At 71.2% G+C, this 23,692-nt stretch carries 23 protein-coding genes; 14 read left to right on the top strand and 9 right to left on the bottom strand.

The window, feature by feature from the left end; translation table 11 throughout:
- Positions 1–27: 27 nt before the first annotated feature.
- Positions 28–501, bottom strand: coding sequence for a DUF6174 domain-containing protein (locus C8E87_RS05975; RefSeq protein WP_133872145.1), 474 nt, complete (start codon positions 499–501; stop codon positions 28–30).
- Between the two features lie 100 nt (positions 502–601).
- On the opposite strand from C8E87_RS05975, the gene C8E87_RS44530 reads away from it, so the two are divergent.
- The gene (locus C8E87_RS44530; protein WP_133872146.1) at positions 602–1,021 is read left to right on the top strand and encodes a YciI family protein; all 420 of its coding nucleotides are present in this window, start codon (positions 602–604) and stop codon (positions 1,019–1,021) included.
- Positions 1,018–2,244, top strand: coding sequence for an RNA polymerase sigma factor (locus C8E87_RS05985; protein WP_239080586.1), 1,227 nt, complete (start codon positions 1,018–1,020; stop codon positions 2,242–2,244). Before C8E87_RS44530 ends, C8E87_RS05985 begins: the two co-directional genes overlap by 4 nt.
- On the opposite strand, the gene C8E87_RS05990 is transcribed toward C8E87_RS05985, so the two are convergent.
- Together C8E87_RS05990 and pulA are read right to left on the bottom strand one after the other, a co-directional pair.
- The gene (locus C8E87_RS05990) at positions 2,218–2,973 is read right to left on the bottom strand and encodes a class I SAM-dependent methyltransferase (protein WP_166661096.1); all 756 of its coding nucleotides are present in this window, start codon (positions 2,971–2,973) and stop codon (positions 2,218–2,220) included. The genes C8E87_RS05985 and C8E87_RS05990 overlap by 27 nt on opposite strands.
- Before the next feature lie 98 nt (positions 2,974–3,071).
- Positions 3,072–5,603, bottom strand: a complete 2,532-nt coding sequence (gene pulA / locus C8E87_RS05995; protein ID WP_133872149.1) for a pullulanase-type alpha-1,6-glucosidase — start codon at positions 5,601–5,603, stop codon at positions 3,072–3,074.
- Positions 5,604–5,831: 228 nt separating this feature from the next.
- Between pulA and acnA the strand changes: the two genes are divergently transcribed.
- The 6 genes from acnA to C8E87_RS06025 all read left to right on the top strand — a co-directional run bounded on the left by acnA (position 5,832) and on the right by C8E87_RS06025 (position 12,317).
- Positions 5,832–8,609 (top strand): aconitate hydratase AcnA, encoded by a 2,778-nt coding sequence (gene acnA / locus C8E87_RS06000; RefSeq protein WP_166661306.1) that lies wholly within the window; start codon positions 5,832–5,834, stop codon positions 8,607–8,609.
- Positions 8,610–8,755: 146 nt separating this feature from the next.
- Complete coding sequence (locus C8E87_RS06005) at positions 8,756–9,304, top strand: sigma-70 family RNA polymerase sigma factor (protein ID WP_133872150.1); 549 nt, start codon at positions 8,756–8,758, stop codon at positions 9,302–9,304.
- Positions 9,288–10,340, top strand: coding sequence for a hypothetical protein (locus C8E87_RS06010; protein WP_133872151.1), 1,053 nt, complete (start codon positions 9,288–9,290; stop codon positions 10,338–10,340). The genes C8E87_RS06005 and C8E87_RS06010 overlap by 17 nt, the downstream gene beginning before the upstream one ends.
- Positions 10,337–11,206 (top strand): ABC transporter ATP-binding protein, encoded by an 870-nt coding sequence (locus C8E87_RS06015; protein ID WP_239080585.1) that lies wholly within the window; start codon positions 10,337–10,339, stop codon positions 11,204–11,206. The genes C8E87_RS06010 and C8E87_RS06015 overlap by 4 nt, the downstream gene beginning before the upstream one ends.
- Positions 11,203–12,045, top strand: coding sequence for an ABC transporter permease (locus C8E87_RS06020; protein ID WP_133872152.1), 843 nt, complete (start codon positions 11,203–11,205; stop codon positions 12,043–12,045). The genes C8E87_RS06015 and C8E87_RS06020 overlap by 4 nt, the downstream gene beginning before the upstream one ends.
- 26 nt (positions 12,046–12,071) lie before the next feature.
- Positions 12,072–12,317, top strand: coding sequence for a DUF2630 family protein (locus C8E87_RS06025; RefSeq protein ID WP_133872153.1), 246 nt, complete (start codon positions 12,072–12,074; stop codon positions 12,315–12,317).
- Positions 12,318–12,366: 49 nt separating this feature from the next.
- Here C8E87_RS06025 and C8E87_RS06030 read toward each other — a convergent pair whose 3' ends face one another.
- Complete coding sequence (locus tag C8E87_RS06030) at positions 12,367–13,284, bottom strand: serine protein kinase RIO (RefSeq protein ID WP_438866013.1); 918 nt, start codon at positions 13,282–13,284, stop codon at positions 12,367–12,369.
- Positions 13,285–13,420: 136 nt separating this feature from the next.
- Positions 13,421–14,071 carry an HAD family hydrolase gene (locus C8E87_RS06035; protein ID WP_133872154.1) on the bottom strand — a complete coding sequence of 217 codons (651 nt, stop codon included), beginning with the start codon at positions 14,069–14,071 and terminating at the stop codon, positions 13,421–13,423.
- A gap of 187 nt (positions 14,072–14,258) precedes the next feature.
- Between C8E87_RS06035 and C8E87_RS06040 the strand changes: the two genes are divergently transcribed.
- The 6 genes from C8E87_RS06040 to C8E87_RS06065 all read left to right on the top strand — a co-directional run bounded on the left by C8E87_RS06040 (position 14,259) and on the right by C8E87_RS06065 (position 18,554).
- On the top strand, positions 14,259–14,837 hold the full coding sequence (locus C8E87_RS06040) for a TetR/AcrR family transcriptional regulator (protein ID WP_133872155.1): 579 nt from the start codon (positions 14,259–14,261) through the stop codon (positions 14,835–14,837).
- A 65-nt stretch (positions 14,838–14,902) separates the two neighbouring features.
- Positions 14,903–15,796 carry a TIGR04222 domain-containing membrane protein gene (locus C8E87_RS06045; RefSeq protein WP_133872156.1) on the top strand — a complete coding sequence of 298 codons (894 nt, stop codon included), beginning with the start codon at positions 14,903–14,905 and terminating at the stop codon, positions 15,794–15,796.
- Positions 15,789–16,625 (top strand): MbnB/TglH/ChrH family RiPP precursor modification enzyme, encoded by an 837-nt coding sequence (locus tag C8E87_RS06050; RefSeq protein WP_133872157.1) that lies wholly within the window; start codon positions 15,789–15,791, stop codon positions 16,623–16,625. The genes C8E87_RS06045 and C8E87_RS06050 overlap by 8 nt, the downstream gene beginning before the upstream one ends.
- A complete protein-coding gene (locus C8E87_RS06055; protein ID WP_133872158.1) occupies positions 16,622–17,059 on the top strand; it encodes an SCO6045 C-terminal-like domain-containing protein in 438 nt (145 codons plus the stop codon). The genes C8E87_RS06050 and C8E87_RS06055 overlap by 4 nt, the downstream gene beginning before the upstream one ends.
- Positions 17,060–17,146: 87 nt before the next feature.
- Positions 17,147–17,896 carry an SDR family oxidoreductase gene (locus C8E87_RS06060; protein WP_133872159.1) on the top strand — a complete coding sequence of 250 codons (750 nt, stop codon included), beginning with the start codon at positions 17,147–17,149 and terminating at the stop codon, positions 17,894–17,896.
- A 100-nt stretch (positions 17,897–17,996) separates the two neighbouring features.
- Positions 17,997–18,554 carry a TIGR03086 family metal-binding protein gene (locus tag C8E87_RS06065; RefSeq protein ID WP_166661097.1) on the top strand — a complete coding sequence of 186 codons (558 nt, stop codon included), beginning with the start codon at positions 17,997–17,999 and terminating at the stop codon, positions 18,552–18,554.
- A 15-nt stretch (positions 18,555–18,569) separates the two neighbouring features.
- On the opposite strand, the gene C8E87_RS06070 is transcribed toward C8E87_RS06065, so the two are convergent.
- The 4 genes from C8E87_RS06070 to C8E87_RS06085 all read right to left on the bottom strand — a co-directional run bounded on the left by C8E87_RS06070 (position 18,570) and on the right by C8E87_RS06085 (position 23,651).
- Entirely contained in the window at positions 18,570–20,501 is a 1,932-nt protein-coding gene (locus C8E87_RS06070; RefSeq protein ID WP_133872160.1) for an ABC transporter ATP-binding protein, read from the bottom strand.
- Between the two features lie 87 nt (positions 20,502–20,588).
- The gene (locus C8E87_RS06075; RefSeq protein ID WP_133872161.1) at positions 20,589–21,374 is read right to left on the bottom strand and encodes an enoyl-CoA hydratase/isomerase family protein; all 786 of its coding nucleotides are present in this window, start codon (positions 21,372–21,374) and stop codon (positions 20,589–20,591) included.
- A complete protein-coding gene (locus C8E87_RS06080; protein ID WP_133872162.1) occupies positions 21,371–21,598 on the bottom strand; it encodes a helix-turn-helix domain-containing protein in 228 nt (75 codons plus the stop codon). The genes C8E87_RS06075 and C8E87_RS06080 overlap by 4 nt, the downstream gene beginning before the upstream one ends.
- Before the next feature lie 448 nt (positions 21,599–22,046).
- Positions 22,047–23,651 carry an ABC-F family ATP-binding cassette domain-containing protein gene (locus tag C8E87_RS06085; RefSeq protein ID WP_133872163.1) on the bottom strand — a complete coding sequence of 535 codons (1,605 nt, stop codon included), beginning with the start codon at positions 23,649–23,651 and terminating at the stop codon, positions 22,047–22,049.
- Positions 23,652–23,692 lie beyond the last annotated feature (41 nt).

Genomic DNA, 23,692 nt, shown 5'->3' on the forward strand with positions numbered 1-23,692 from the left:
ACGCTAGGGCTTCGAGCGCGCTCGAGGTCAAGCCCCCGCTTTGTAGTCGCTGACCGTCCAGCACTCGGGGCCGTCGCCCACGTCGATGCGCACCTTGCTCGGGTGGCCGTCGGTCGTGTCGTACGTGGTGGCGACCTCGGCCCCGTCCTCGGTGGCGGTCTGCGCCATCTCGAGCAGCTCGGCCAGCGTGAAGGCCTCGATCTCCTCCCCGCTGTCGCCGGTGGCCGGGCCCAGGTCGACATCGGCTGAGGGGGTGACCGGGGTGGCGTCGAGCCGGTCGGATGCGGAGACTGCCCCGGCGGTCACCGTCACCTGGTAGCGGCCGAGCGGCTTGGCGTCGTCGCAGCCCCGGGTCAGCACGTACGAGTATGAGGCGGGCTCTGTCCACGCCGGGGGCGAGGCGACGGCCGGCGTGGTGGGGGACGGTGACGGGTCGGACGACGTGCACCCGGCGGCCAACGCCACCAGCGCCACGGCCCACGGGAGCTTTCGGAGCAGCACGCCGAAAAACTTAGCGCACCGTGTCGATCCGGTCCGCCGCCGTTCGACCTGTGGGTGAGAAGGTCGACTGGCGACCGGAACGAACCGAGGAGAAGCTGTCATGGCGAAGTACATGCTGATCATGCGGAGCACCGACGAGGCGCTGGCCAAAATGGTGGAGACGCCGTTCGAGGAGATGCTCGAGACGGTCGGCCGTTTCAACGAGGAGCTGATCAAGGCGGGTGTGCTGGTGGCCGCCGAGGGCCTCGACGACGCCGCCAACGGTGTGGTGGTCGACCACTCGGGTGAGACCCCGGTGGTGACCGACGGCCCGTACGGGGAGACCAAGGAGCTGTTCGGGGGCTTCTACCTGATCGACGTCGCCTCCAAGGAGGAGGCGGTCGAATGGGCCAAGCGGATTCCGGCCTTCCCCGGTTCCAAGACCGAGATCCGCCGGGTGCCCGGCATCGACGAGTTCCCCCAGGACAACGAGTGGATCAAGAAGGAGCGGGTCTGGCGCGAGCAGACCGGGCAACTGTGAGTTCGATCGAGGCGGTCTGGCGGATCGAGTCGGCCCGCATCGTCGGCGCGCTGACCCGGTACACCGGCGGTGATCTCGAACTGGCCGAGGACGTCGCGCAGGAGGCGGTGGCCGAGGCACTCGAGAAGTGGCCGCGTGACGGCGAGCCGGACAACCCGGTGGGCTGGCTGCTGGCCACGGCCCGGCGGCGGGCGATCGACGCCTTCCGCCGCCGGGCCGCCCGCGACCAGAAGTACGCGTTGCTGGCCGAGGAGGACACAGACGGCGGGGACGGGCACCTGTGGGATCCGGACCGGATCGACGACGACGTGCTGTCGCTGATGTTCGTGGCGTGCCATCCGGTGCTGGCCCCGGAGGCCCGGGTGGCGCTGACCCTGCGGACCGTGGGCGGTCTGTCCAGCGAGGAGATCGCCCGCGCGTTCCTGGTGCCGGCGCCGACCGTGCAGGCGCGCATCACCCGGGCCAAGAAGACGATCGCGGCGGCGCGGGTGCCGTTCGAGGTGCCGCCCGCCGACGAGCGCAAGCAGCGGCTGGGCGGCGTGCTCAGCGTCCTCTACGTGATCTTCACCGAGGGGTCCACGGCGACCGCGGGCGACACCCTGGTGCGCCAGGATCTCGCGTACGAGGCTCTGCGGCTCGCCCGGACCCTGGCCGCGCTGCTGCCCGGCGAGCCGGAGGTGTTCGGGCTGATCGCGCTCTGCGAGCTGACCGCGGCCCGGTTCCCGGCACGCACCGGCCCGGACGGGGAGGCGATCCTGCTGGAGCAGCAGGACAGGCGCCGCTGGGACCGTTCGGCGATCCGCCGCGGGCTGGCGGCGCTGGGTCAGGCTTCGGCGGCCGGTCGCGGTCTGGGCCCGTACGGGTTGCAGGCCGCGATCGCCGCCTGTCACGCGAACGCGCCGTCGGTGGCCGAGACCGACTGGGAGCGGATCGTGCTGCTGTACGAGGCGCTGGGGCGGGTGGCGCCGTCACCGGTCGTCGAGCTGAACCGGGCCGTGGCCGTGGCGATGGCGAGCGGCCCGGCCCCGGCGCTGGCGATGGTCGACGAGCTGGTGGCGAAGGACCGGCTGCCCGGCTCGCACCTGCTGCCGGCCGTACGCGGTGAGCTGCTGCTGCGGCTGGGCCGGCGGCGGGAGGCCCACGCCGAGCTGGAACTGGCCGCCCGGTTGTGCGGCAACACGCAGGAGCGGAAGGTTTTACTCCGCAAGCTCGAGGACCAGTAGGTCGCTTTCCTCCTCGACCGGCCGCGGGCTGCGTTCGGCCCGCACCGCCGCGTCGAGGGCCTCGAACCCGACGACGATCTCTTCCTCGGTGATCCGTTCGAACGCCGACGATCCGCGCAGTTTCAGCCTGTCCCGGTATTCGCCGAGGCTGTCGGCGACGCGTTCCTGCACCCTGTCGACGGTGACGAACCGCAGCCCGGCGGCGGCGAACGTGTCGAGCAGCGGATCGAGCCGGGGGAAGACCTGCTCGTCGATGAGGCGGATGCCGGGAAAGTAGTCGTACCACGGCAGGGCGGGCATGCGGTCGGGGAACAGGCTGCGGATCAGCACCCGGCCGCCGGGGCGCAGCACGCGCGCGATCTCGGCCGCGGCCACGGCGTGGTCGGGCACGTGATGCAGCACGAGGAAGAGCAGCACCAGGTCGCAGCTGTTGTCCGGCAGCGGGATCTCGGTGGCCGAGCCGGCCAGGTAGGTCACCGAGTCGTGCCCGGCGTGGGCCTCGGCGAAAGCGCGCATGCGGTCGTACGGCTCGACACCCCAGACCGGGCCGCCGAACTCGCCGGCGAGCGCGGGGGTGAACCGGCCCGTGCCGGAGCCCAGGTCGAGCACGGCCAGCGGCCTCTGCGGCGGCGCGTGCAGGGCGAAGACGCGCACCCACTCGGTCAGCGTCTCGGGTGGCAGCGCTCGAGCCCGCGCATAGACCCGATGCTGCCGTTCGTCGTAGTTCACCTCGCGCACAGTCCCTGCCTCCCGCGACCATTCTTCGCTGTCGACGCCGTCGAGGACACCCCGGGCCCCCGGGTCGCGACCGGACTCACAGCAGAACCTCAGGTGGCGTCGAGCACGAAGACCGCCACCGACCGCGCCGGAACCCTCAGCCCGGCCTCGGCTGCCACCGCCGTACGCAGCAGCGGGTCGGCCGAATCGGTCAGCTCGGGGTGCAGGCGCAGACCCGCCGTGCCGCCGGGCAGGGGCTGGACGGTTTCGTCGCCGGTGGCGTTGAAGACGGCCACCACCCGGCTCCACACCGGGTCGAGGCCGGTGCCGTCGAGGCACATCACGATCACGCCGGGTGTCTCACCGGGCCCGCCGAGCGGGAACGTGAGCCGGCGCTGCACCTCGTCGGCCGTGGGCAGCCCGAACACCGGCGACGAGCGGCGGATGCGCAGCAGCTCGCGATAGCGCTCGGCGGTCATCTCGATCAGCTCGGGCGGGGGTGTCAGCGCCGGGTGGGCCAGCAGCGGCCCGGCCAGCGGCCAGCGGTCCTCGTTGTCGGCGGCGGGCGGCAGGCCGAGGCCGAAGCCGTTGCCGAGCTGGGGGTCCCAGCGGATCTGGTTGAACCAGTCACCCGAGTCGTAGGAGTTGCGGTCGAGCGACTTGGAGCGCAGCCGTTCGCTGCCCAGCGCGACGAACCCGGCGCCCTGGCTCAGCACGACCAGGGCCAGCGCGAGCACCTGCAGGCGGGCCCGCTCGGCCGGGGGTGTCGTGATCGGCAGCTTGAACGCCATCGCGTCGTACAGGATCTCGTTGTCGTGGGCGTCGACGTAGTTGACGGCCTCACCCGGGTTCGTCGCGTAGCCGCTGGGCGCGCCGTTGTAGTCGACCTGGGCGCCGGTCTGCTCGTGGCCGGCGTGATTGACGAACCTGTACGCCGCTAGGCCGCCCGCCAGGCCCACTTTGACCTGGTCGTGGACGACGAGCGGGGTCGACGAGCCGAGCCCGGTGGCGAAGCCGGGCGTGGTCGGGTCGCCGAACGGGTGGCCGCCCCGGACGGCGTCGCGCAGCCGGTCGTTGAACGTGCCGATCCCGGTGCCGGCCATGTTGAGCTGGGTGGCCTGGGCGAACCGGGCGTCGTCGGCCACCTCGCCGAAGTTCCAGCCCTCGCCGTACAGGTAGATCTGCTTGCCGTCGACGCCCTCGACGTCGGCGGTCAGGTGGTCGAGGTTGACCCGGACCTCGAGGATGTTGGCCCGCGGGTGGTGGCCCATGAGGTCGAACCGGAACCCGTCGATCTTGTAGTGGCGGGCCCACGTGACCACCGAGTCGACGACGAGCTTGCTCATCATCATGTGCTCGGGCGCGGTGCCGGGGCAGCACGTCGAGTCGGCGACGGAGCCGTCGGGCAGCAGCCGGTGGTAGTAGCCGGGCACGAGACGGTCGAGCACGCTGAAGCGGTCGAGGCCGGCGGCCCTGGTGTGGTTGTAGACGACGTCGAGCACCACTCGCAGACCGGCCGCGTTGAGGGCGGCCACCATGGAACGGAACTCGAGGATGCGCGCGGGGCCGGCCGGGTCGACGGCGTAGCTGCCCTCGGGGGTCGTGTAGTGCCAGGGGTCGTAACCCCAGTTGTAGCCGTCACGGCCGGCGATCGCGGCCACCTCGGCCTGCTGCTCGGGCGAGCCGGGCGGGAGGGCGGCCAGGTCGCGGGCGACGGTGGCCTGGTCGCGGCGGCGGTCGGGGACGCTCGCGAAGTCGGCCGCGGGCAGCAGGTGCAGGTGGGTCAGGCCGGCGTCGGCCAGCGACCGCAGGTGGCGCATGGAGGCGGAATCGGGCCGGGTGAAGGCCGTGTACGTGCCCCGCTCGGCCGGCGGCAGGGAGTGGTCGAAGACGGAGAAGTCGCGGATGGACACCTCGGCGATCTGCATGCGGGCCGGGGCGACCGGGGGCGGTTTGGCCGCAGTGGACCAGCCCGGCGGGGCCAGCTCGGGGTCGTCGAGGTCGACCAGCAGGCTGTGGGTGGAGTCGGTGGCCAGGGCCAGCGAGTAGGGGTCGGTGACGCTGGTCGTGACGACGCGCTGGGCCTGCGGGTGCCAGACCTGGACGCGGTAACGGTAGTAGCGGCCCATCCACTTCGGTTTGATCGCCGCCGACCAGACGCCGGTGAGGTCGTCGCGCAGCATGGGCAGCAGTTTCGGCTCGTCGGCTGGGGTGCGGAACAGTTCCAGCTCGACCGTGCGCGCGGTGGGGGCCCACACCGACAGGCGGGGACGGTCGTCGTCGAGGACCAGGCCGAGGCAGGCGTCGGCGGCGTCCGCGTACAGGTCGTCGAGGACGCCGGCGAGCTGGACCCCGGTGCGGACCGTGATCTCGCCGTCGGAGTCGCGGCCGGTCACGAGCAGCCGATCGCGCAGCAGCTCGCCCAGGGCGGCGTCGGCCATCTCGCGTACGGAGAAAGCCTTGTGGGCCCGCAGGTGGGGGAAGCGCCGGCTCTGCGCCTGGAACAGCCCGCCGGGGCGCGGGGTGAGCGGCAGATCGCCCAGCAGGAACGTGCCGGCCCGGTCCACGATCGGGGCGGGCAGGGCGATCGTGGTGCGGTCGACGAAGACGGCCCACGAGGGCTCACGCTGGGAGGTGCTCACCGGGTCATAGTGGCAGCCGGGTACGACATTTTCAGTCCGCGCCGGCGACCGTCGTGTGCCGGGCCCGCAAGGGGAGTAAAGGTGGGAGGTGCGGGCCCCGCCTTGCGCCGGCTTACAAGACGGACGTACGGTTTACGAGAAACGTGAACCGAGAGTTAGGCAGGCCTAACCCGAAGGTCGCCCTTTCGGTGCGAAAGACTTGAACGACAGTCGCTGGGTGTGAAGGAGATGACGGTGGCCGGCCTCGACACCTTTGGTGCGAAGAGCGAGCTGCGCGTCGGTGACGCGAGCTACGAGATTTTCACGATCGACAAGGTCGAGGGGCACGACCGCCTGCCCTACTCCTTGAAGATCCTGCTGGAGAACCTGCTGCGGACGGAGGACGGCGCCAACATCACCGCCGACCACATCCGCGCGCTCGGCGGCTGGGACCAGACCGCCGACCCGAGCATCGAGATCCAGTTCACTCCCGCCCGGGTGCTGATGCAGGACTTCACCGGCGTGCCCTGCGTGGTCGACCTGGCCACCATGCGTGAGGCGGTGAAGGACCTGGGCGGCGACCCCACCAAGGTCAACCCCCTCGCCCCGGCCGAGCTGGTCATCGACCACTCGGTCATCGCCGACCTGTTCGGCCGCGAGGACGCCTTCGCCCGCAACGTCGAGCTGGAGTACCAGCGCAACCGCGAGCGCTACCAGTTCCTGCGCTGGGGCCAGACCGCGTTCAACGAGTTCAAGGTCGTCCCGCCCGGCACCGGCATCGTGCACCAGGTCAACATCGAGTACCTGGCCCGCACGATCATGGAGCGCAACGGCCAGGCCTACCCCGACACCGTCGTGGGCACCGACTCGCACACCACGATGGTCAACGGCCTGGGCGTGCTGGGCTGGGGCGTCGGCGGCATCGAGGCCGAGGCGGCCATGCTGGGCCAGCCGGTCAGCATGCTGATCCCGCGGGTCGTCGGCTTCAAGCTCAGCGGCGAGATGCCCGCCGGCACCACCGCCACCGACCTCGTGCTCACGATCACCGAGATGCTCCGCGAGCACGGCGTGGTCAGCAAGTTCGTCGAGTTCTACGGCCCCGGCGTGAGCGCCGTGCCGCTGGCCAACCGGGCCACCATCGGCAACATGTCGCCCGAGTACGGCTCGACCGTGGCGATCTTCCCGATCGACGACGAGACCATCAAGTACCTGAAGCTCACCGGCCGCTCCGAGCAGCAGGTCGCGCTGGTCGAGGCGTACGCGAAGCGGCAGGGCCTGTGGCTCGACCCGGACGCCGAGCCCGCCTACAGCGAGAAGCTGGAACTCGACCTGTCGACGATCGTGCCGTCGCTGGCCGGGCCGAAGCGCCCGCAGGACAGGGTGCCGCTGAACGCCGCAAAGCCGATGTTCCGCGACGCGCTCACCAACTACGTGTCCGACCAGGGCCCGGCCGACGAGGCGTCCGAGGAGTCGTTCCCGGCCAGCGACCCGCCGGCCAACCACGAGGACTCGGCGGCCGACAAGCCGCACGTGTTCAGCGCGGCCACCGGCGCCAACGGCCGTCCCTCCAAGCCCACCCGCGTGGTCGGCGAGGACGGCGTGGAGTACGAGCTCGACCACGGCGCCGTGGTGATCGCCGCCATCACGTCCTGCACCAACACGTCGAACCCGCAGGTCATGATCGGCGCGGCGCTGCTGGCCAAGAAGGCGGTCGAGCGGGGCCTGACCCGCAAGCCGTGGGTCAAGACCACCCTCGCCCCGGGCTCGAAGGTCGTCTCCGACTACTACGACCGGGCCGGCCTCACGCCCTACCTCGACAAGATCGGCTTCAACCTCGTCGGGTACGGCTGCACCACCTGCATCGGCAACTCGGGCCCGCTGCCCGAGGAGGTCTCGGCCGCCGTCAACGAGTCCGACCTGACAGCGGTCAGCGTGCTCAGCGGCAACCGCAACTTCGAGGGCCGGATCAACCCGGACGTCAAGATGAACTACCTGGCGTCCCCGCCGCTGGTCGTGGCGTACGCGCTGGCCGGCTCGATGGACATCGACATCACCACCGAGCCGCTCGGCACGGGCTCCGACGGCCGGCCGGTCTTCCTCGCCGACATCTGGCCCAGCGCCAAGGAGATCGACGACGTCATCGCGTCCGCGATCGGCGCCGAGGGCTTCAGCACCGCGTACTCCGACGTCTTCGCCGGTGACGAGCAGTGGCAGTCGCTGCCCACGCCCGAGGGCAAGACCTTCGAGTGGTCCGACGAGTCGACGTACGTGCGCAAGCCCCCGTACTTCGAGGGCATGCAGCCGTCGCCGCAGCCGGTGAACGACATCTCGGGCGCCCGGGTGCTCGCGAAGCTGGGCGACTCGGTCACCACCGACCACATCTCGCCCGCCAGCTCGATCAAGGCCGACTCGCCCGCCGGCAAGTACCTCGCCGAGCACGGCGTCCCGCGTCACGAGTTCAACTCGTACGGGTCGCGCCGCGGCAACCACGAGGTCATGATCCGCGGCACGTTCGCCAACATCCGGCTGCGCAACCAGCTCGTGCCGGGCGTCGAGGGCGGTTTCACGGTCAACCACCTCACCGGCGAGCAGACCACGATCTACGACGCCTCGGTGGCGTACCAGGAAGCCGGCGTCCCGCTGGTGATCCTGGCCGGCAAGGAGTACGGTTCCGGCTCCTCGCGGGACTGGGCGGCCAAGGGCACGATGCTGCTGGGCGTGCGCGCGGTCATCGCCGAGAGCTACGAGCGCATCCACCGCTCCAACCTGATCGGCATGGGCGTGCTGCCGCTGCAGTTCCCGCCCAAGACCAACGCCGAGTCGCTCGGCCTCACCGGCGCCGAGACCTTCACCATCACCGGCGTCACGGCCCTCAACGACGGCGAGACCCCGTCGACGGTCACGGTGCGCACCGACACGGGCGTCGAGTTCGACGCCGACGTCCGCATCGACACCCCCGGCGAGGCCGACTACTACCGCCACGGCGGCATCCTGCAGTACGTCCTGCGCAAGATGCTCAACAGCTGACGATCCCCGCCGAACCCCCGCCTTCCGCTCCCGGAGGGCGGGGGTTCGGCTTTTCGGCCGCGTCTTCACACTTCCTCCCCGCAACCTGCACCCGTTCTGACGGCCGGCGCTGTCACATGGAGGGGGTGCGGCGGTGCTGACAGGGCATGGACGTTGCACTGTCGTGGGACAGGAAGGACAGCGTGGCCCGATCAGCGGATGAGGTGCGGCCCGACCTCGAGCAGGTGTTCCGCGACTCGTACCGGCGGGTCGTGGCCGTCGCCGCGCGGGTGCTGGGGTCGCGGGACGAGGCCGAGGACGTGGCCCAGGAGGTCTTCCTGACGTTCGGGCGCTCGGGGGTGCCGGCCGGCGAGGCGTTGCCCTGGCTGTCGGTCGCCGCTGCCCACACCGCGCTCAACCACATCCGTACGGGGAAACGCCGCGCCGGACGGGAGGAAGCAGCCCACCCACGCGACGCCACCGTGCCCGACGTCGCCGAAGCGGTGGTCGCCCGCGAGGAGCGCCGGCGGGTGCGGGCCGCGCTGAGCCGGCTGCCCCGCAAACAGGCGGTCGCGCTCGTGCTGCGGCACAGCGGCCTGAGCTACACCGAGGTGGCGGCCGCCCTCGACGTCTCCCCCGGCAGCGTCGGCACGATCGTGCGGCGCGCCGAGTCCGCCCTGCGCAAGGAGTTGAACCGTCATGCGCCATCCGAGTGAGGGTGTGCTGCGCCGGCTCGTGGACGAGCCCGCCGGCGTCACCGACACCGACCGCGAACACGTCGCCGATTGCCCCGCCTGCCGGGACGGGCTGGCTGACGCTCGCCGGGATGCTGAGTTCGCGGCGAACGCTCTCTACGCCGAGGCCGACGTCAACCCCGACGTGGCCTGGCTGACATTTGCCGATAAGTCAGTGCATAGTGCGGCACGAGCGCGCACCTACCGGCGCTGGGCGACAAAACGGACGCCACTGGTGGCCGGACTGGCGGCCCTGGTCCTGCTCGCCGGGGCGGGCACAGCCGCCGCCACCGACTGGCTGCAGATCTTCCGCACCGAGAAGATCGCCCCCGTTCCCGTACGCCAGGCCGACCTGATGGCGATCCCCGACCTGTCCTCGTGGGGCGACGTCGAGATCACCGAACGCCCCAAGATCCACCCAGTCGCCGGCCGGGCGGCCGCCGAGAAGGAGACCGGGCTCGCCCTGCCCGACGTCACCGAGCTGCCCCGCGGTGTCACCGGCGACCCGCAGTACCAGGCGGGACAACGGATCACCGCCACGTTCACGTTCCGGGCCGGCAAGGTCAGGGCGTTCGCCGCCGACGCTCCCCCGATGCCCGCGGGCCTCGACGGCAGCAAGTTCCGCCTGACCGCCGGCCCGGGCGCGGCCGCGGTGTGGTCGAGCAACCAGGGCGTGCCGTCGCTGATCGTGGCGCGGGCGGTCGCCCCCACGGCGTACTCGACCGGGGTTCCGTTCGCGACCGCCCGCGACTATCTGCTGTCGCTCTCGGGTCTGCCCGCCGAAGTGGCCAACCAGCTCCGCAGCTTCTCGGCCGACGGCCGGACGCTCCCGCTGCACGTCATGCCCGAGAAGCTGACCAGCAAGCCCGCCGACGTGAACGGCAGGCCGGCGACCGTGCTCAGCTCGACCGATCAGGTGCTGGCGGCCGTGGTCTGGGTCGACGACGGCAGGGTCACGCTGGTGGCCGGGTCGCTGAGCCCCGGCGAGGTGCTGACGGTGGCCCGGGGGCTCAAGTGAGCGCCGCCGTCTGGGCCTCCGGGCTGCGCAAACGCTACCGGAAAAGGCAGGCCGTGGACGGCGTGTCGTTCGAGGTGGGCCGCGGTGAGGTGGTCGGGCTGCTCGGCCCGAACGGCGCCGGCAAGACCACCGTCATCAAGATGCTGCTGGGCCTGGCACGCCCGGACGCCGGCGAGGTGATGCTGCTGGGCCGGCCGGGCGCCGATCCCCGGTCGCGGGCGCGGGTCGGGTACCTGCCGGAGCTGTTCCGCTACCAGCCGTGGCTGACCGCCGCCGAGGTGCTTCGGCTGCACGCGCGGCTGGCCTCGGTCCCGGCCGACGAGGAGCCGCTCGGGCTGGTCGGTCTGGCGGATCGCGCCGACGACCGGGTCGGTGGGTTCTCCAAGGGCATGCAGCAGCGTCTCGGCCTGGCGGTCGCGCTGGTCGCCCGGCCCGAGCTGGTGGTGCTCGACGAGCCGACCAGCGCCCTCGATCCGATCGGCCGGGCCGACGTACGGGATCTGCTCCTGACCCTGCGCGAGAAGGGGGTGGCCGTGCTCCTCAACTCGCATCTGATCGGCGAGGTGGAGCGGGTGTGCGACCGGGTTGTCATCCTCGACCACGGGCGGGTGGCCGCCTCGGGCACGCTTCCCGAACTGCTGGGACGGCAGGAGCTGCGGCTGACGTTGTCGGACCTGTCCGACGCGGCCCGTGCGCGGCTCGGCGACTTCACGCAGGACGGAGCCACGTACGTGATCGACGGGGACATCGACGTGCCCGAGCTGATCGCCGATCTGGTCAAGCTCGACGTACGCGTCCACGCCGTGGAGCCGAGCCGGATCAGCCTCGAGGAACGCCTGCTCGACATCATCCGGAGCGGATCATGACCGTTGTTCTCACCGTCGCCGGCTTGACCCTGCGCGAGGCCGCCCGCCGCCGGGTGCTGCGCTCGCTGGCCGTCCTGACGATCTTGCTGCTGGCGCTGAGCGCCTGGGGCTTCTCCCGCATCAACGCCGAGTTCGGCGGCCTGACCAGCGGCGAGGCCAAGCTGGCAGCGGCGATCGTGCTCAACCTGGTGATGTTCGGGCTGAGCCTGATCGCCGCGCTGGGCACGGCTTTCCTGGCCGGTCCGACCCTGGCCGGCGAGACCGAGTCGGGCATCGCGCTGGCTGTGCTGGCCCGGCCGGTGCGCCGCGCGCAGGTGCTGGCGGGCAAGTGGCTGGGCCTGGTCGCCTTCGGCACCGGGTTCGTGGCCGTCGCCGGCGCCGCGCAGCTGGTGATCGTCAAGCTGACCACCGGCTACTCGGCGCCCAGTCCGGCCTCGGGGCTCGCCCTGCTCTCCGGTCAGGCGATAGCGCTGCTCACGCTCGGGTTGCTGCTGTCGACGGTGATCTCGCCGATGGCCTCGGGCATCGTGGCGGTCGGCCTGTTCGGGGCCACCTGGATCGCGGGCGTGGTCGGCGGCGTCGGCGGCGCGCTCGGCAACGACAGCGTCCGCAAGGTCGGCACGGTCTCGCAGATGCTGCTGCCCACCGACGGTCTGTGGCGCGGGGCGATGCGCTCGTTCCAGGACCCGTCGCTGCTGACCCAGTTCAGCGAGGCCTTCGAGGGGCACCCGTTCCTCAGCTCGGCCCCGCTGACCGGCGCGTACCTGGTGTGGGCGGTGGTGTGGACAGTTGTGATGCTGGCGCTGGCCGGGCTGGCCTTCCAGCGGCGAGATCTCTGACCGCGCGGCGAGGATAGGCTTCGCGCATGGATGACAAGACTGTGCTGAGCCGGATCCACGGCCTGGTCGATGAGGAGCACAAGCTGCGCACGCAGCTGGGCAAGGGCGAGATCTCCTCGGACGAGGAGCACGCCCGGCTCAAGGAGTTGGAAGAGGCCCTGGACCAGTGCTGGGACCTGCTTCGCCGTCGTCGCGCCGCCCGCGAGGTGGGCAACGACCCCAACGCCGAGCAGGCGCACAGCGTCAGCGAGGTCGAGGGCTACCTGCAGTGAACCGGCCGGGCCGCGGACGGTGCAGAAACACCGGCCGCGGCCCCGGTGGTCATCTCAGGCCGGCCTCGTAGAGCAGCCTGTCCAGCAGCTCGTCGATGTCGACCGTCAGGCCCCGCTGGGTGAACCAGGCCCCGACGTTGCGGACGTCGCGGGCGATGAAGTCGGCGCCCTGCGGGTTGGCCACCACGTCCACGATCTGCGGCAGGTCGATGAGCACCAGCCGGCCCTCGTGCACGAGGATGTTGTAGGGCGAGAGGTCGCCGTGCGCCACCTGCGCGCGGGCCAGCACAGACAACGCGTCGGTCATCTGCGTCCACAGGCCGGCCAGCGTGTCCGGGTCGGCCCGCACCTGTGCGAGCCGGGGCGCCGCCTCGCCGGTCTCCCAGTCGCCGATGAACTCGAGCATGAGCTCGGTGCCGATCAGCTGCACCGGGTAGGGCACCCGCACCAGGCCGCTCTCCTGGCCGACCTGCCAGAGGTGGCTGAGCGCGCCGAACTCGGCCACCGCCCACTGGCCGGCGATCATCTCCTTGCCGAACGAGGTGCGGTTGGTCATGGCCCGCATCTCGCGTGACCGGCGGACCCGGCGTCCCTCGAGGTAGCCGGCGTCGCGGTGGAACAGCCGGTGGTCGCCGTCGCGGTAGCGCTTGGCGGCCAGCATGCTGACCTTGTCGGTGCCGGGAACGGCCCGGCGTACGAGGTGGACGTCGGCTTCCTTGCCGGTCTTGAGCATGCCGAGTTCGGTGTCTACCGCGCCGTACTCGGTGCGCACCCAGTCGGGGCGGGGCTCGGGGCCCTTGAGGGAACCGTCCCACGTCGACCAGCGGTCACCGACCTCGGGCAGGTCGGGGTCTTCCTTCAGCTGCGGCGCGGGGCGCCCGCGCTTCAGAAAGTCTGGTTCGTCGTCGTCGAACTTGCGGCGGCCGCGGCGCATGGTGGCCGGGCCGAAAGAGTCGTGCTCGCGCACTGCGGGGTCTCCTTGGAGAGAGAAGAAAAGAGGTTTCGGGCGGCAGGCATCACAACGACAGCCATGGACTCGACCTCCTTCTCTCTCGTTCGGACGACGCCACTCTCCCGGAGGGCGGCGGTCGCGCGCAACCTGTTTACCGGGCGGCGGCCATGATGGCCGAGATCCCCTGGATCACGTTGCCGACGATCTTGGTGGGGGCGAACCGGTTGTCGACCCACTCGCGCCCCCGGTGCAGCCACACGCTGGGCAGACCCATCGCCGCGGCGCCGCCGATGTCGGCCTCGGGGCTGTCGCCTACCACCCAGGCGCCGCCGAGCCGCATCCGCACCCGCTGGGCGGCCATCGCGAAGATGCGCGGGTTGGGCTTGCTCACCCCGGCCCGCTCCGAGATCACCCAGTCGGCGACATAACGATCCAGACCCGTACGCCGGATGCGGCTGTCCTGGATCTCGGCCCGGCCGTTGGTCACCACCACGGGGACGAGCCCGGCGTCGCCGGCGATCTGCAGCGCGCAGCCCACCATCGGGTCGAGTTTCTCGTACGCCGGCGGGCCCTCGTGCAGCTCGTCGACGAGGTCGATCGACGGGACGGCGAGCCGGTAGCGGTCGCGGATCAGGTCGGCGAGGTCCCAGCGCGAGGTCAGGCCGTCGGCGTCGACCGAGAGTAACCAGTCGAGGTCGTCCGGTGGCGCCCCGATCTCGTCGAGAAAACCCTTCGCCCACAGCCTGAAGGCACCACTGCGGTCGAGCAGGGTGTCGTCGAGAGCTATCAGGACGAGGGGCACCCGGGCACTTTACGTGAGCGGAAGGGGCAACGAGTAGTCCAGTGTTGTAAACAACTTACGGCCGGGTTGGGGGAATTCGCGCTATCCGTCCGTTCACTGCTGCTCACCGGCGGTGCCGCACCCGCAGCGTTGCCAAGACGTACGTACGGATTGCATGCGAAAGGGGGCACGTGACACGATCCACTACGTGCCCCGTGTCAGTCAGGACCAGCTCGACGCCCGCCGCCACGAGATCCTCGCGGCCGCGCGCGACTGTTTCGCGCGGTTCGGCTACGAGGGTGCGACGGTGCGGCGCCTCGAGGACGCAACCGGGCTGTCCCGCGGCGCGATTTTCCACCATTTCCGCGACAAGGAATCGCTGTTCCTGGCCGTGGCCGAGGACGACGCGGCCGCGATGGTCGAGACGGTCGCCCGCAACGGCCTCGTTCAGGTGATGCGTGACCTGCTGGCCCGCGCCGGCGGCAGCGAGGGCGACACGGCCGGCTGGCTCGGCACCCAGCTGGAGGTGTCGCGGCGGCTGCGCACCGACCCGGCGTTCGCCAAGCGGTGGGCCGAGCGCTCCGCCGCCATCGCCGACGCCACCCGCGAGCGGCTCCAGCGCCAGCGCGAGGCCGGTGTGCTGCGCGACGACGTGCCGGTCGAGGTGCTCACCCAGTTCCTCGAACTGGCCTACGACGGCCTCGTGCTGCACCTCGCGACGGGCCGCCCGCCGGGTGAGCTGACCCGGGTCCTCGACGTGGTCGAGGAAGCTGTCCGAAGGGCCTGATCACAAGCCTTGCGCGCGCCTGCACAATGGGCCGTACCAGCCCCGTCCGCAGGAGGTCCAGCCCGATGAACGACACCTGGGGAATCTCCGGCCCGACCTTTCTCACATACTTCATCGCCGCCGGGGTGGCGATCGCGATCATTGCCTCGTTCCACCGCCGCGCCTTGTTCCGCGGCGACCGCGGCGCCACGGTCGACAGCCTCGGCCCGCAGCAGGTGGCCTACCTCAACGGTGGGGACCGCCTCGCCGTCTACTCCTCGCTGGGCGGCCTGCGCGCGGCCGGCGCGATCGGCGCGGGCGCGGGCCGCACGCTCGTGCAGACCGGTCCGCTGCCGGCCGGTGTCACGCCGCTCGACAGCGCGATCTACAACGCCGCCGCCCGTGGGGTCCGCTCCCGCGACCTGCACGACGACCAGTGGGTGGCCTCGGCGCTGGAGCAGCTGCGTGATCGCCTGGAGCGCACCGGGCTGGCGGTCAGCGCGAGCCAGACCCGCGAGGCCCGGCTCTGGGCCCTCGGCGGCGTGGCCCTGGTCGTGGTCGGCATCGCCCGCATCGTGGCCGGGGCGAACAACAACAAGCCGGTCCTGTTCATGATCTTCGCGACGATCGCCGCGTTCGTCCTGACCCTGACCCTGCTGCGCGGCCGCCGCTACGCCACCGACGCGGCGAACCGGTCCATGCGCGACCTTCGCCGCAAGCACGACCATCTGGCGCCCCGTCACAACCCCTCGTACGCGACCTACGGCGCCACGGGCGCGGCCATGGGCGTGGCCCTCTACGGCGGCGCGGCGCTGTACTCGATGGACCCGGCGTTCGCGGCCGAGGCCGAGGTCCAGCGCATCGCGGCCACGGGCGGCGCGTCGGGCGGCAGCGACGGCGGCAGCTCCAGCTCGTGCTCCGGTTCCTCCTCGTGCGGAGGCGGCGGCGGTTGCGGCGGCGGGGGCGGTTGCGGTGGCTGACCCCGTACGCGTTCAGACCACGTACGGGGTCGGGATCGGCTGGCGGCCCGAGATCGGCGGCTTCGTCGAGGGTCTGCCCGGTCTCCGGTTCGCCGAGGTGGTCGCCGAGTCCGTGCACGCACACGGGGACCTGCCACCCGGTCTGCGGGCGCTGCTCGACCGGGGCGTCACGGTGGTCCCGCACGGCGTACGGCTCTCGCTGGGCGGGGCCGAGGCGGTCGAACCCGCGCGGGTCGAGCACTTCGCGGCCGTGGCCGAGCGGCTCAACGCTCCCCTGGTCAGCGAGCACATCGCGTTCGTGCGGGCCGGGGGTGTCGAGGCGGGGCATCTGCTGCCCCTCCCCCGTACGCGGGAGGCTGTCGACGCCGTCGTCGCCAACGTCCGGCGCGTGCAGGCGGCGGTCGCGGTGCCGATCGCTCTCGAACCGATCGCCGCGCTGTTCGACTGGCCCGGCGACGAGCTGACCGAGGCCCAGTTCATCGGCGAGATCCTGGACCGTTCCGGGGCGATGCTGCTGCTCGACATCGCGAACGTGTACGCGAACGCGCGCAACCGCGGCGACGACCCGCTCGACCTGCTCGACCAGCTGCCGCTCGACCGGGTCGCCTACGTGCACGTGGCCGGCGGCGCCGAACATCAGGGGCTCTACCACGACACCCACACCGACGCCGTCCCGCAGCCGGTGCTCGACCTGGTCGCCGAGCTGTGCGCCCGCCACCGGCCACCGGCGCTGATGCTCGAACGCGACGGCGACTACCCACCGGCGGCGGCGCTGGCCGCGGAACTGGACGCCATCGCCGGCGCCTCCGGCTACCCCACGGTCACATGAGCCTGGCCGAGCAGCAGGCCGCCCTGGTCGGGGCGCTGACGGCCGGCAAGCCGGTGCCCGCCGGGATCGACGGTGCGCGCTTCGAGGCGGCCCGCGTTGCCCTGTTGCGCAAGCGGGCGGGTGAGGTCGCCCGGCAGTGGCCGATGCTGGCGGCCGGGTTCGGGGAACGCTGGAAGCGCGAGTTCGCCGGGTGGGCGGCGACACGCCCGACCCAGGGCTCGCTGCGCGACGGCTGGGACATGGCCCGCGAGCTGGCCGGCCGGGGGCTCCTGCCGTCCGTGGCCGCCGTCGAGCTGGCCGAACGCGAAGCCGCGTGGCGCTACGACGGTTCCTCCACGCCGGCGTCACGCCGGGGCCCCGCGCTGCGTTCCACCGGTGGCGCGGTGGCGCTGCAGGTGGCGGGCCGGGTCTGGATCCTGCGGGGCCGTTCCTGAGGCCCGCGGCGTGAGCGGGTGGGAACCTGCCCGAGCCGGCCGACGCGGCCACCGCGGCGGCGTTGCGCCGGGCCTAGGATCGTACGCATGGATCTCGGGCTCGCCGATCGTGTGTACGTCCTGACCGGAGCCTCGCGCGGGCTGGGGTTCGCCACGGCCCAGGCGCTGGTCGCCGACGGGGCCAAGGTGGTGATCTCGTCCCGCGACGAGAAGAACGTGACGGCGGCGGTCGAGTCGCTCGGCGGGGAGGGCCCCGCGGCCGGGGTGGTGGCCGACCTGGCAGATCCGGGTGCGGCGCGGGCCCTGGCCGACGCGGCGGTGGAACGGTTCGGCCGGTTCGACGGCGCGCTGATCTCGGTGGGCGGGCCGGCGCCCGGCACGGCGGCCGCGATGACCGACGAGCAATGGCGTACGGCGTTCGAGACGGTCTTCCTGGGCTCGGTCCGGGCCGCACGCGTGTTCGCGTCGGCGCTGCCCGAGGCCGGCGCGATCGGGTTGGTGCTCTCCAGCACGGTCAAGTCGCCCGTGCACGGGCTGGGCCTCTCCAACGGTCTGCGGCCCGGGCTCGCCATGGCGGCCAAGGACATGGCCGACGAGTACGCTCCCCGCGGCATCCGCGTCGTGAGCCTGTTGCCCGGCCGGATCCTCACCGACCGCAACCGTGAGCTGATCAAGTCGCCGGAGGAGGCCGCCGCGGTCGCCGAATCCATCCCGATGCGCCGACTGGGCGAGCCCGCCGAGTTCGGGCGGGTCGCCGCGTTCCTGCTCTCCCCCGCCGCGAGCTACGTCACCGGCGTGACTGTCGCGGTCGACGGCGGCATGCTGCGTACGCTGTGAAGCCCACGCGGGCCGAGCCGGCGGCCGCACGCCCACTACACGGTGGAAACGCTGGGCGCGGCCTGTGCGGAACTACGCGCGGCTTCGCTACGGTCGTCGGATGACTACTCAGATCAGCACGTTGATGGCGGCGGCGGCTGAGCGGACGGTCCCGGTCGTGCGGGGTGTCCGCGACGAGCAGCTCGACGATGCCACGCCGTGTGCCGAGTTCCGGGTGCGTGACCTGCTCAACCACCTCTTCCAGGTGGTGGTCGTGTTCCAGGGAGCCGCGCGACGGGAGCCGCTCGACATGAGCAACACGCCCGACTCGATCGCCGAGGGCTGGCGGGACAGATTCGCCGACGAGACCGAGCGCATGATCGCGGCCTGGTCGGATCCGGATGCGCTCGAAGGCGTTTCCGCCGGCGCGGGTCTGCCGCAGGCGATGGTCGGGAACCTGGCTCTGGCCGACCTCACCATCCACGGCTGGGATCTGGCCACGGCGACCGCCCAGCCGTACACGCCCCACGACGGCGCGGTCGAGGCTCTGCTGCCGTTCATGGAGCAGATGGCCCCGACCGGCCGCAAGCTGGGCGCTTTCAAGAACGAGGTCGTCGAGGCCCCGCCCGGCGCGGGCGAGTTCGAACAGCTGCTCGCCCTCAGCGGCCGCAAAGCCTGACCGCGGGCGTCGGCTTCACGGCTCGATCTGGCCCGCCGGCACGGTCACGATCTCGACGTCGTCGCCGTAGGGCCGCCCGGGTGAGCCGCCGGCGAACTGGGTGCGGTAGAGCTCGGCGTAAAGACCGCCCGCCGCCACCAGTTCCTCGTGCCGCCCACGCTCGACCACGCGGCCCGCGTCGAGCACCAGGATCTGGTCGGCGTCGCGCACCGTCGACAGGCGGTGGGCGATGACCAGAGCCGTGCGCCCCTCGAGCGCCGTGGCCAAGGCCCGCTGCACAGCCGCCTCGGACTCGCTGTCGAGGTGGGCCGTGGCCTCGTCGAGCACCACGATCGACGGCTTCTTGAGCAGCAGCCGGGCGATGGCCAGCCGCTGTTTCTCACCGCCCGAGAAGCGGTAACCCCGCTCGCCGACGACCGTCTCGAGCCCGTCGGGCAGTGCGGCCACCAGATCGGCCACCTGGGCGCCGCGCAACGCCTCCCACATCTCGTCGTCGGTCGCGCCGGGACGGGCGTACCGCAGGTTCTCGGCGATGGTCTCGTGGAACAGATGCGCGTCCTGGGTGACGACGCCGATCGTGTCACGCAGGGAATCGAGGGTCGTGTCACGCACGTCGATCCCGTCGATGCGCACGGCGCCCGAGGTGACGTCGTAAATGCGCGAGACCAGCATCGATGTCGTCGACTTGCCCGCGCCCGACGGGCCGACCAGCGCCACCAGCTGCCCCGGTTCGACGGTGAAGCCGACGCCGCGCAGCACGGGGGCGTTCTCCGTACGGTCGAGGGTGGCAACGTCTTCCAGGGTGGCCAGCGACACCTCGCTCGCGCTGGGGTAGCGGAAATGCACGTCGTCGAACTCGATACGCCCCGCCCCGGACGGCAGCGCCACGGCGCCGGGACGTTCCTCGATGCCGGGTTTCAGGTCGAGCACCTCGAAGACACGGTCGAACGAGACGAGGGCGCTCATCACGTCGACCCGCACGTTGCTGAGCGCGGTGAGCGGGCCGTAGAGCCGGGTGAGCAGCAGCGCCAGCGTGACGACGGTGCCCGCGGTGACGCTGCCGGTGACCGCGAGCCAGCCGCCCAGCCCGTAGGTCAGGGCCTGGGCCAGCGACGCGACCAGCAGCATGGCCACGAAGAACGTGCGCGAATACATGGCCTGCTGCACGCCGATGTCGCGGACGCGGGTGGCCCGCTCGCCGAACCGGGACGCCTCGGCCCCGGGGCTGCCGAACAACTTGACCAGCATCGCGCCGGCGACGTTGAACCGCTCGGTCATCGTCGCGTTCATCTTGGCGTCCAGGTTGTACGACTCGCGGGTGATCTCGGCCAGGCGTTTGCCGACCCGGCGGGCCGGGATGATGAACAGCGGCAGCATCACCAGCGACAACGACGTGATCTGCCAGGACAGGCTGAACATGACCCCGGCCGTGAGCACCAGCTGGATGACGTTGCTGACCACACCGGACAGCGTCGAGGTGAAGGCCCGCTGCGCGCCCATGACGTCGTTGTTGAGGCGGCTGACCAGGGCGCCCGTCTGGGTGCGGGTGAAGAACTGCAGGGGCATGCGCTGCACGTGGTCGTAGACCTGGGTGCGCAGGTCGAGGATGATGCCCTCGCCGATGCGCGCCGAATACCACCGCTGGGCGAGGGAGAGGAACGCGTCGGCGACCGCGAGAACGGCGATCGCGACGGCGAGCTTCATGATTGTGCCGGCCGCGTCCGGGGCGGCGCCGGTGATGGCGTTGACCACGTGCCCGGCCAGCAGCGGTGTCGCGACCCCGATGCCGGCCGCGAGCACCACGGTGACCAGGAACACGACGATGTCGCGGCGGTAGGGCCGGGCGAAACGCAGGATCCGCCGGGTGGTGCCCCGGCGGAGGCGGTGTTCGGCCACCCGGTCCGAGTTCTGGAGCGAGCGCAGCATGGACCAGCTGGACATGCTCATCTCGTCACCTCCCGGGCGTGTCAGAACGAACCAGCGGGCAGCCCAGAGTCTGCCCGCCGGGTATGACAACTTCCGGTGGTGAGGAGACTATTCCGTCAGATCTCGCAGCCTGCGGGTCTGCGCCTCACGTTCGGCGCGGTCCTGCTCCTCGTACGACCGTTGACCGGCCCCGGCCAGCAGCGCCTTGATCTCGGCGACCGCGCCCCGGTCGGCCGCCAGCACGGCGGCGGCCAGGTCGGACACGGCGGCGGTGAGATCGGCCCCCGGCACCACGGCCGTGGCCAGTCCCAGCGACAGGGCCTCGTCGGCCGGGATGCGCCGGCCGGTCAAACAGATCTCCAGGGCCCGCGACGCCCCGACGAGCTCGGTGAGCCGTTTCGTGCCGCCCAGATCGGGAACCAGCCCGAGAGTCACCTCGGCCATCGAGAACTTCGCATCATCGGCGAGAACGCGCATGTCGCAGTTGAGCGCGAGTTGGAATCCGGCGCCGATCGCGTGTCCCTGTACCGCCGCGATCGTCACGATGGAGGGGTTGCGCAGCCAGGTGAACGCCGACTGGAAGCCGGCAATGCGATCCGCGCACTCCTCGGGCGACAACTGCGAAAGCTTCGCAAGTGAAGAATCGCCTTGGCCGCGTGCGACCGACAGATCCAGGCCGGCGGAAAAGGAGCGTCCGTCGCCCCGGACAATGACGACTCGAACGTCCCCCGTTAATTTCCGGGAAATGTTCGAGAGCTCGGCCCACATGGCCGGGGTCTGCGCATTGAGCACCTCGGGCCGGGACAACGTCACCGTTGCCACCGGCCCGTCCAGGTCGTAGCGAACGCCCGACTCGTCGGCGGGGAGGCCGGGTGCGGCGTCGCCGGCCGTCACGCCTTCTTGCGGCGACGTGCGCCACCACGCTGGCGGAGCTGCACGCCGGACTCGGTCAGCACGCGGTGCACGAATCCGTAGGAACGACCGGTCGATGCGGCGAGTGCGCGAATGCTCTCTCCGCCGGTGTAACGCTTGACCAGATCCTTCGCTAACGACTGGCGCTCGCTGCCGACGATTCGGCGACCCTTCTCAGTGCTGGTGGCTGTGCCCGTGGCTGGCATCTTGAATCCTCACGTCCCAGACTGTGCGGTTCATACGGTCTCACCTATTAGACCGCCTCCAACGATCATGCGCTAGGTATCCAGGCCTAGCCAACGTGCCCATTTATCACTGTCAGGAACTTGACGATGACCACGCCCATCAATGTCAGACTGTTAACACACGTTAGGGCGGCAACGTTTCAAGACGAACGGCGACTCCGCGCTCCGTTTCCCCAAGACCATCGATCACCTGCGAAAACGCGCGGCCGGGAAGCGCCGGCGACCAGACATGACGCAGCGTCGATACGGCCCCTACCGTCCGCTGCCACCCCCGGCGTGCCAACTTCGGGACGCCGGGAGCGATGTCCGGCCTGCCCGCAAACGCCCGAACGTCGCACTGTCTGTGTGGGCACTGGTTGACAACAAACGATGGTGATGATTCGCGGATCACGCACACACCCGCGGGGCGTCAGGCCAGCTCGACGAGCTCCAGCAGGTCGTCGCTCCACGCGTCCTCGTCGCCGTCCGGCAGCAGGATCGCGCGGTCCGGCTTGAGCGCCTGCACCGCGCCCGCGTCGTGGGTGACCAGCACGATCGCGCCCGGATAGTTGGCGATGGCGTCGAGCACCTGCTCGCGGCTGACCGGGTCGAGGTTGTTGGTCGGCTCGTCGAGCAGCAACACGTTGGCGCCCGAGCAGACCAGCGTGGCCAGCGCGAGCCGCGTCTTCTCACCACCGGAGAGCACCCCGGCCGGCTTGTCGACGTCGTCACCCGAGAAGAGGAACGCGCCCAGGATCTTCCGCAGCTCGGTGTCGGTCTGCTCGGACCCGGCGCTGCGCATGTGCTCCAGGATCGTACGGTCGACGTCGAGCGTCTCGTGCTCCTGCGCGTAGTAACCCAGCCGCAGGCCGTGGCCGGGGCGCACCTCGCCGGTGTCCGGCTCGAGCAGGCCGCCCAGCATGCGCAGCAACGTGGTCTTGCCGGCGCCGTTGAGACCCAGGATGGCCACGCGCGAGCCCCGATCGACGGCCACGTTCACGTCGGTGAAGATCTCCAGAGACCCGTACGACTTGGAGAGGCCGGTCGCCGTGAGCGGGGTCTTGCCGCAGGGCACCGGGGTGGGGAACCGAACCTTGGCCACCTTGTCAGCGACGCGCGTCTCCTCCAGGCCGCCCAGCAGCTTCTCGGCGCGACGAGCCATGTTCTGCGCGGCGACCGTCTTGGTGGCCTTGGCCCGCATCTTGTCGGCCTGAGCCATCAGGGCGCCGGCCTTCTTCTCGGCGTTGGCCCGTTCACGGCGGCGGCGGCGCTCGTCGGTCTCGCGCGACTCCAGGTACTTTTTCCAGCCCACGTTGTAGATGTCGACGACCGAACGGTTGGCGTCGAGGTACCAGACCTTGTTGACCGCGGCCTCCAGCAGCTCGACGTCGTGGCTGATCACCACGAGGCCGCCCTTGTGCTGGGCCATGTAGCCGCGCAACCAGGCGATCGAGTCCTGGTCGAGGTGGTTGGTGGGCTCGTCGAGCAGCAAGATGCCCTTGCCGTTCTGCCCGGAGTCGGCGAACAGGATGCGGGCCAGCTCGATGCGGCGGCGCTGACCGCCGGAGAGCGTGCCGATGGTCTGAGCCAGGGCACGGTCGGGCAGCCCCAGGTTGGAGCAGATGCGGGCGGCCTCGGCCTCGGCGGCGTAACCGCCGAGCGCGGCGAACCTGTCCTCGAGGTTGCCGTAGCGCCGGACCAGCTTGTCGTCGGCGCTCTCCTCGAGCTCGATCTCCAGCTTCTGCATCTCGGCGATGATCGAGTCGAGGCCGCGGGCGCTGAGCACCCGGTCGCGGCCGGTGACGTTGAGGTCGCCGGTGCGCGGGTCCTGCGGCAGGTAGCCGACCTCGCTGGTGCGCTCGACAGCGCCCGCGTACGGCTGGCCCTCGCCGGCCAGGACCTTGAGCGTGGTGGTCTTGCCCGCGCCGTTACGGCCGACCAGGCCGATCCGGTCGCCCGGCTGCACCCGGAGGGTGACCGGCGACAGCAGGATGCGGGCGCCCGCGCGCAGTTCGAGTCCGGTGGCGGTGATCATGGGTGAAAGCTCGCTCTCGGGAAGATAAGGCTGACTCCGGG

This window comes from Paractinoplanes brasiliensis (assembly GCF_004362215.1).
Classification (GTDB): domain Bacteria; phylum Actinomycetota; class Actinomycetes; order Mycobacteriales; family Micromonosporaceae; genus Actinoplanes; species Actinoplanes brasiliensis.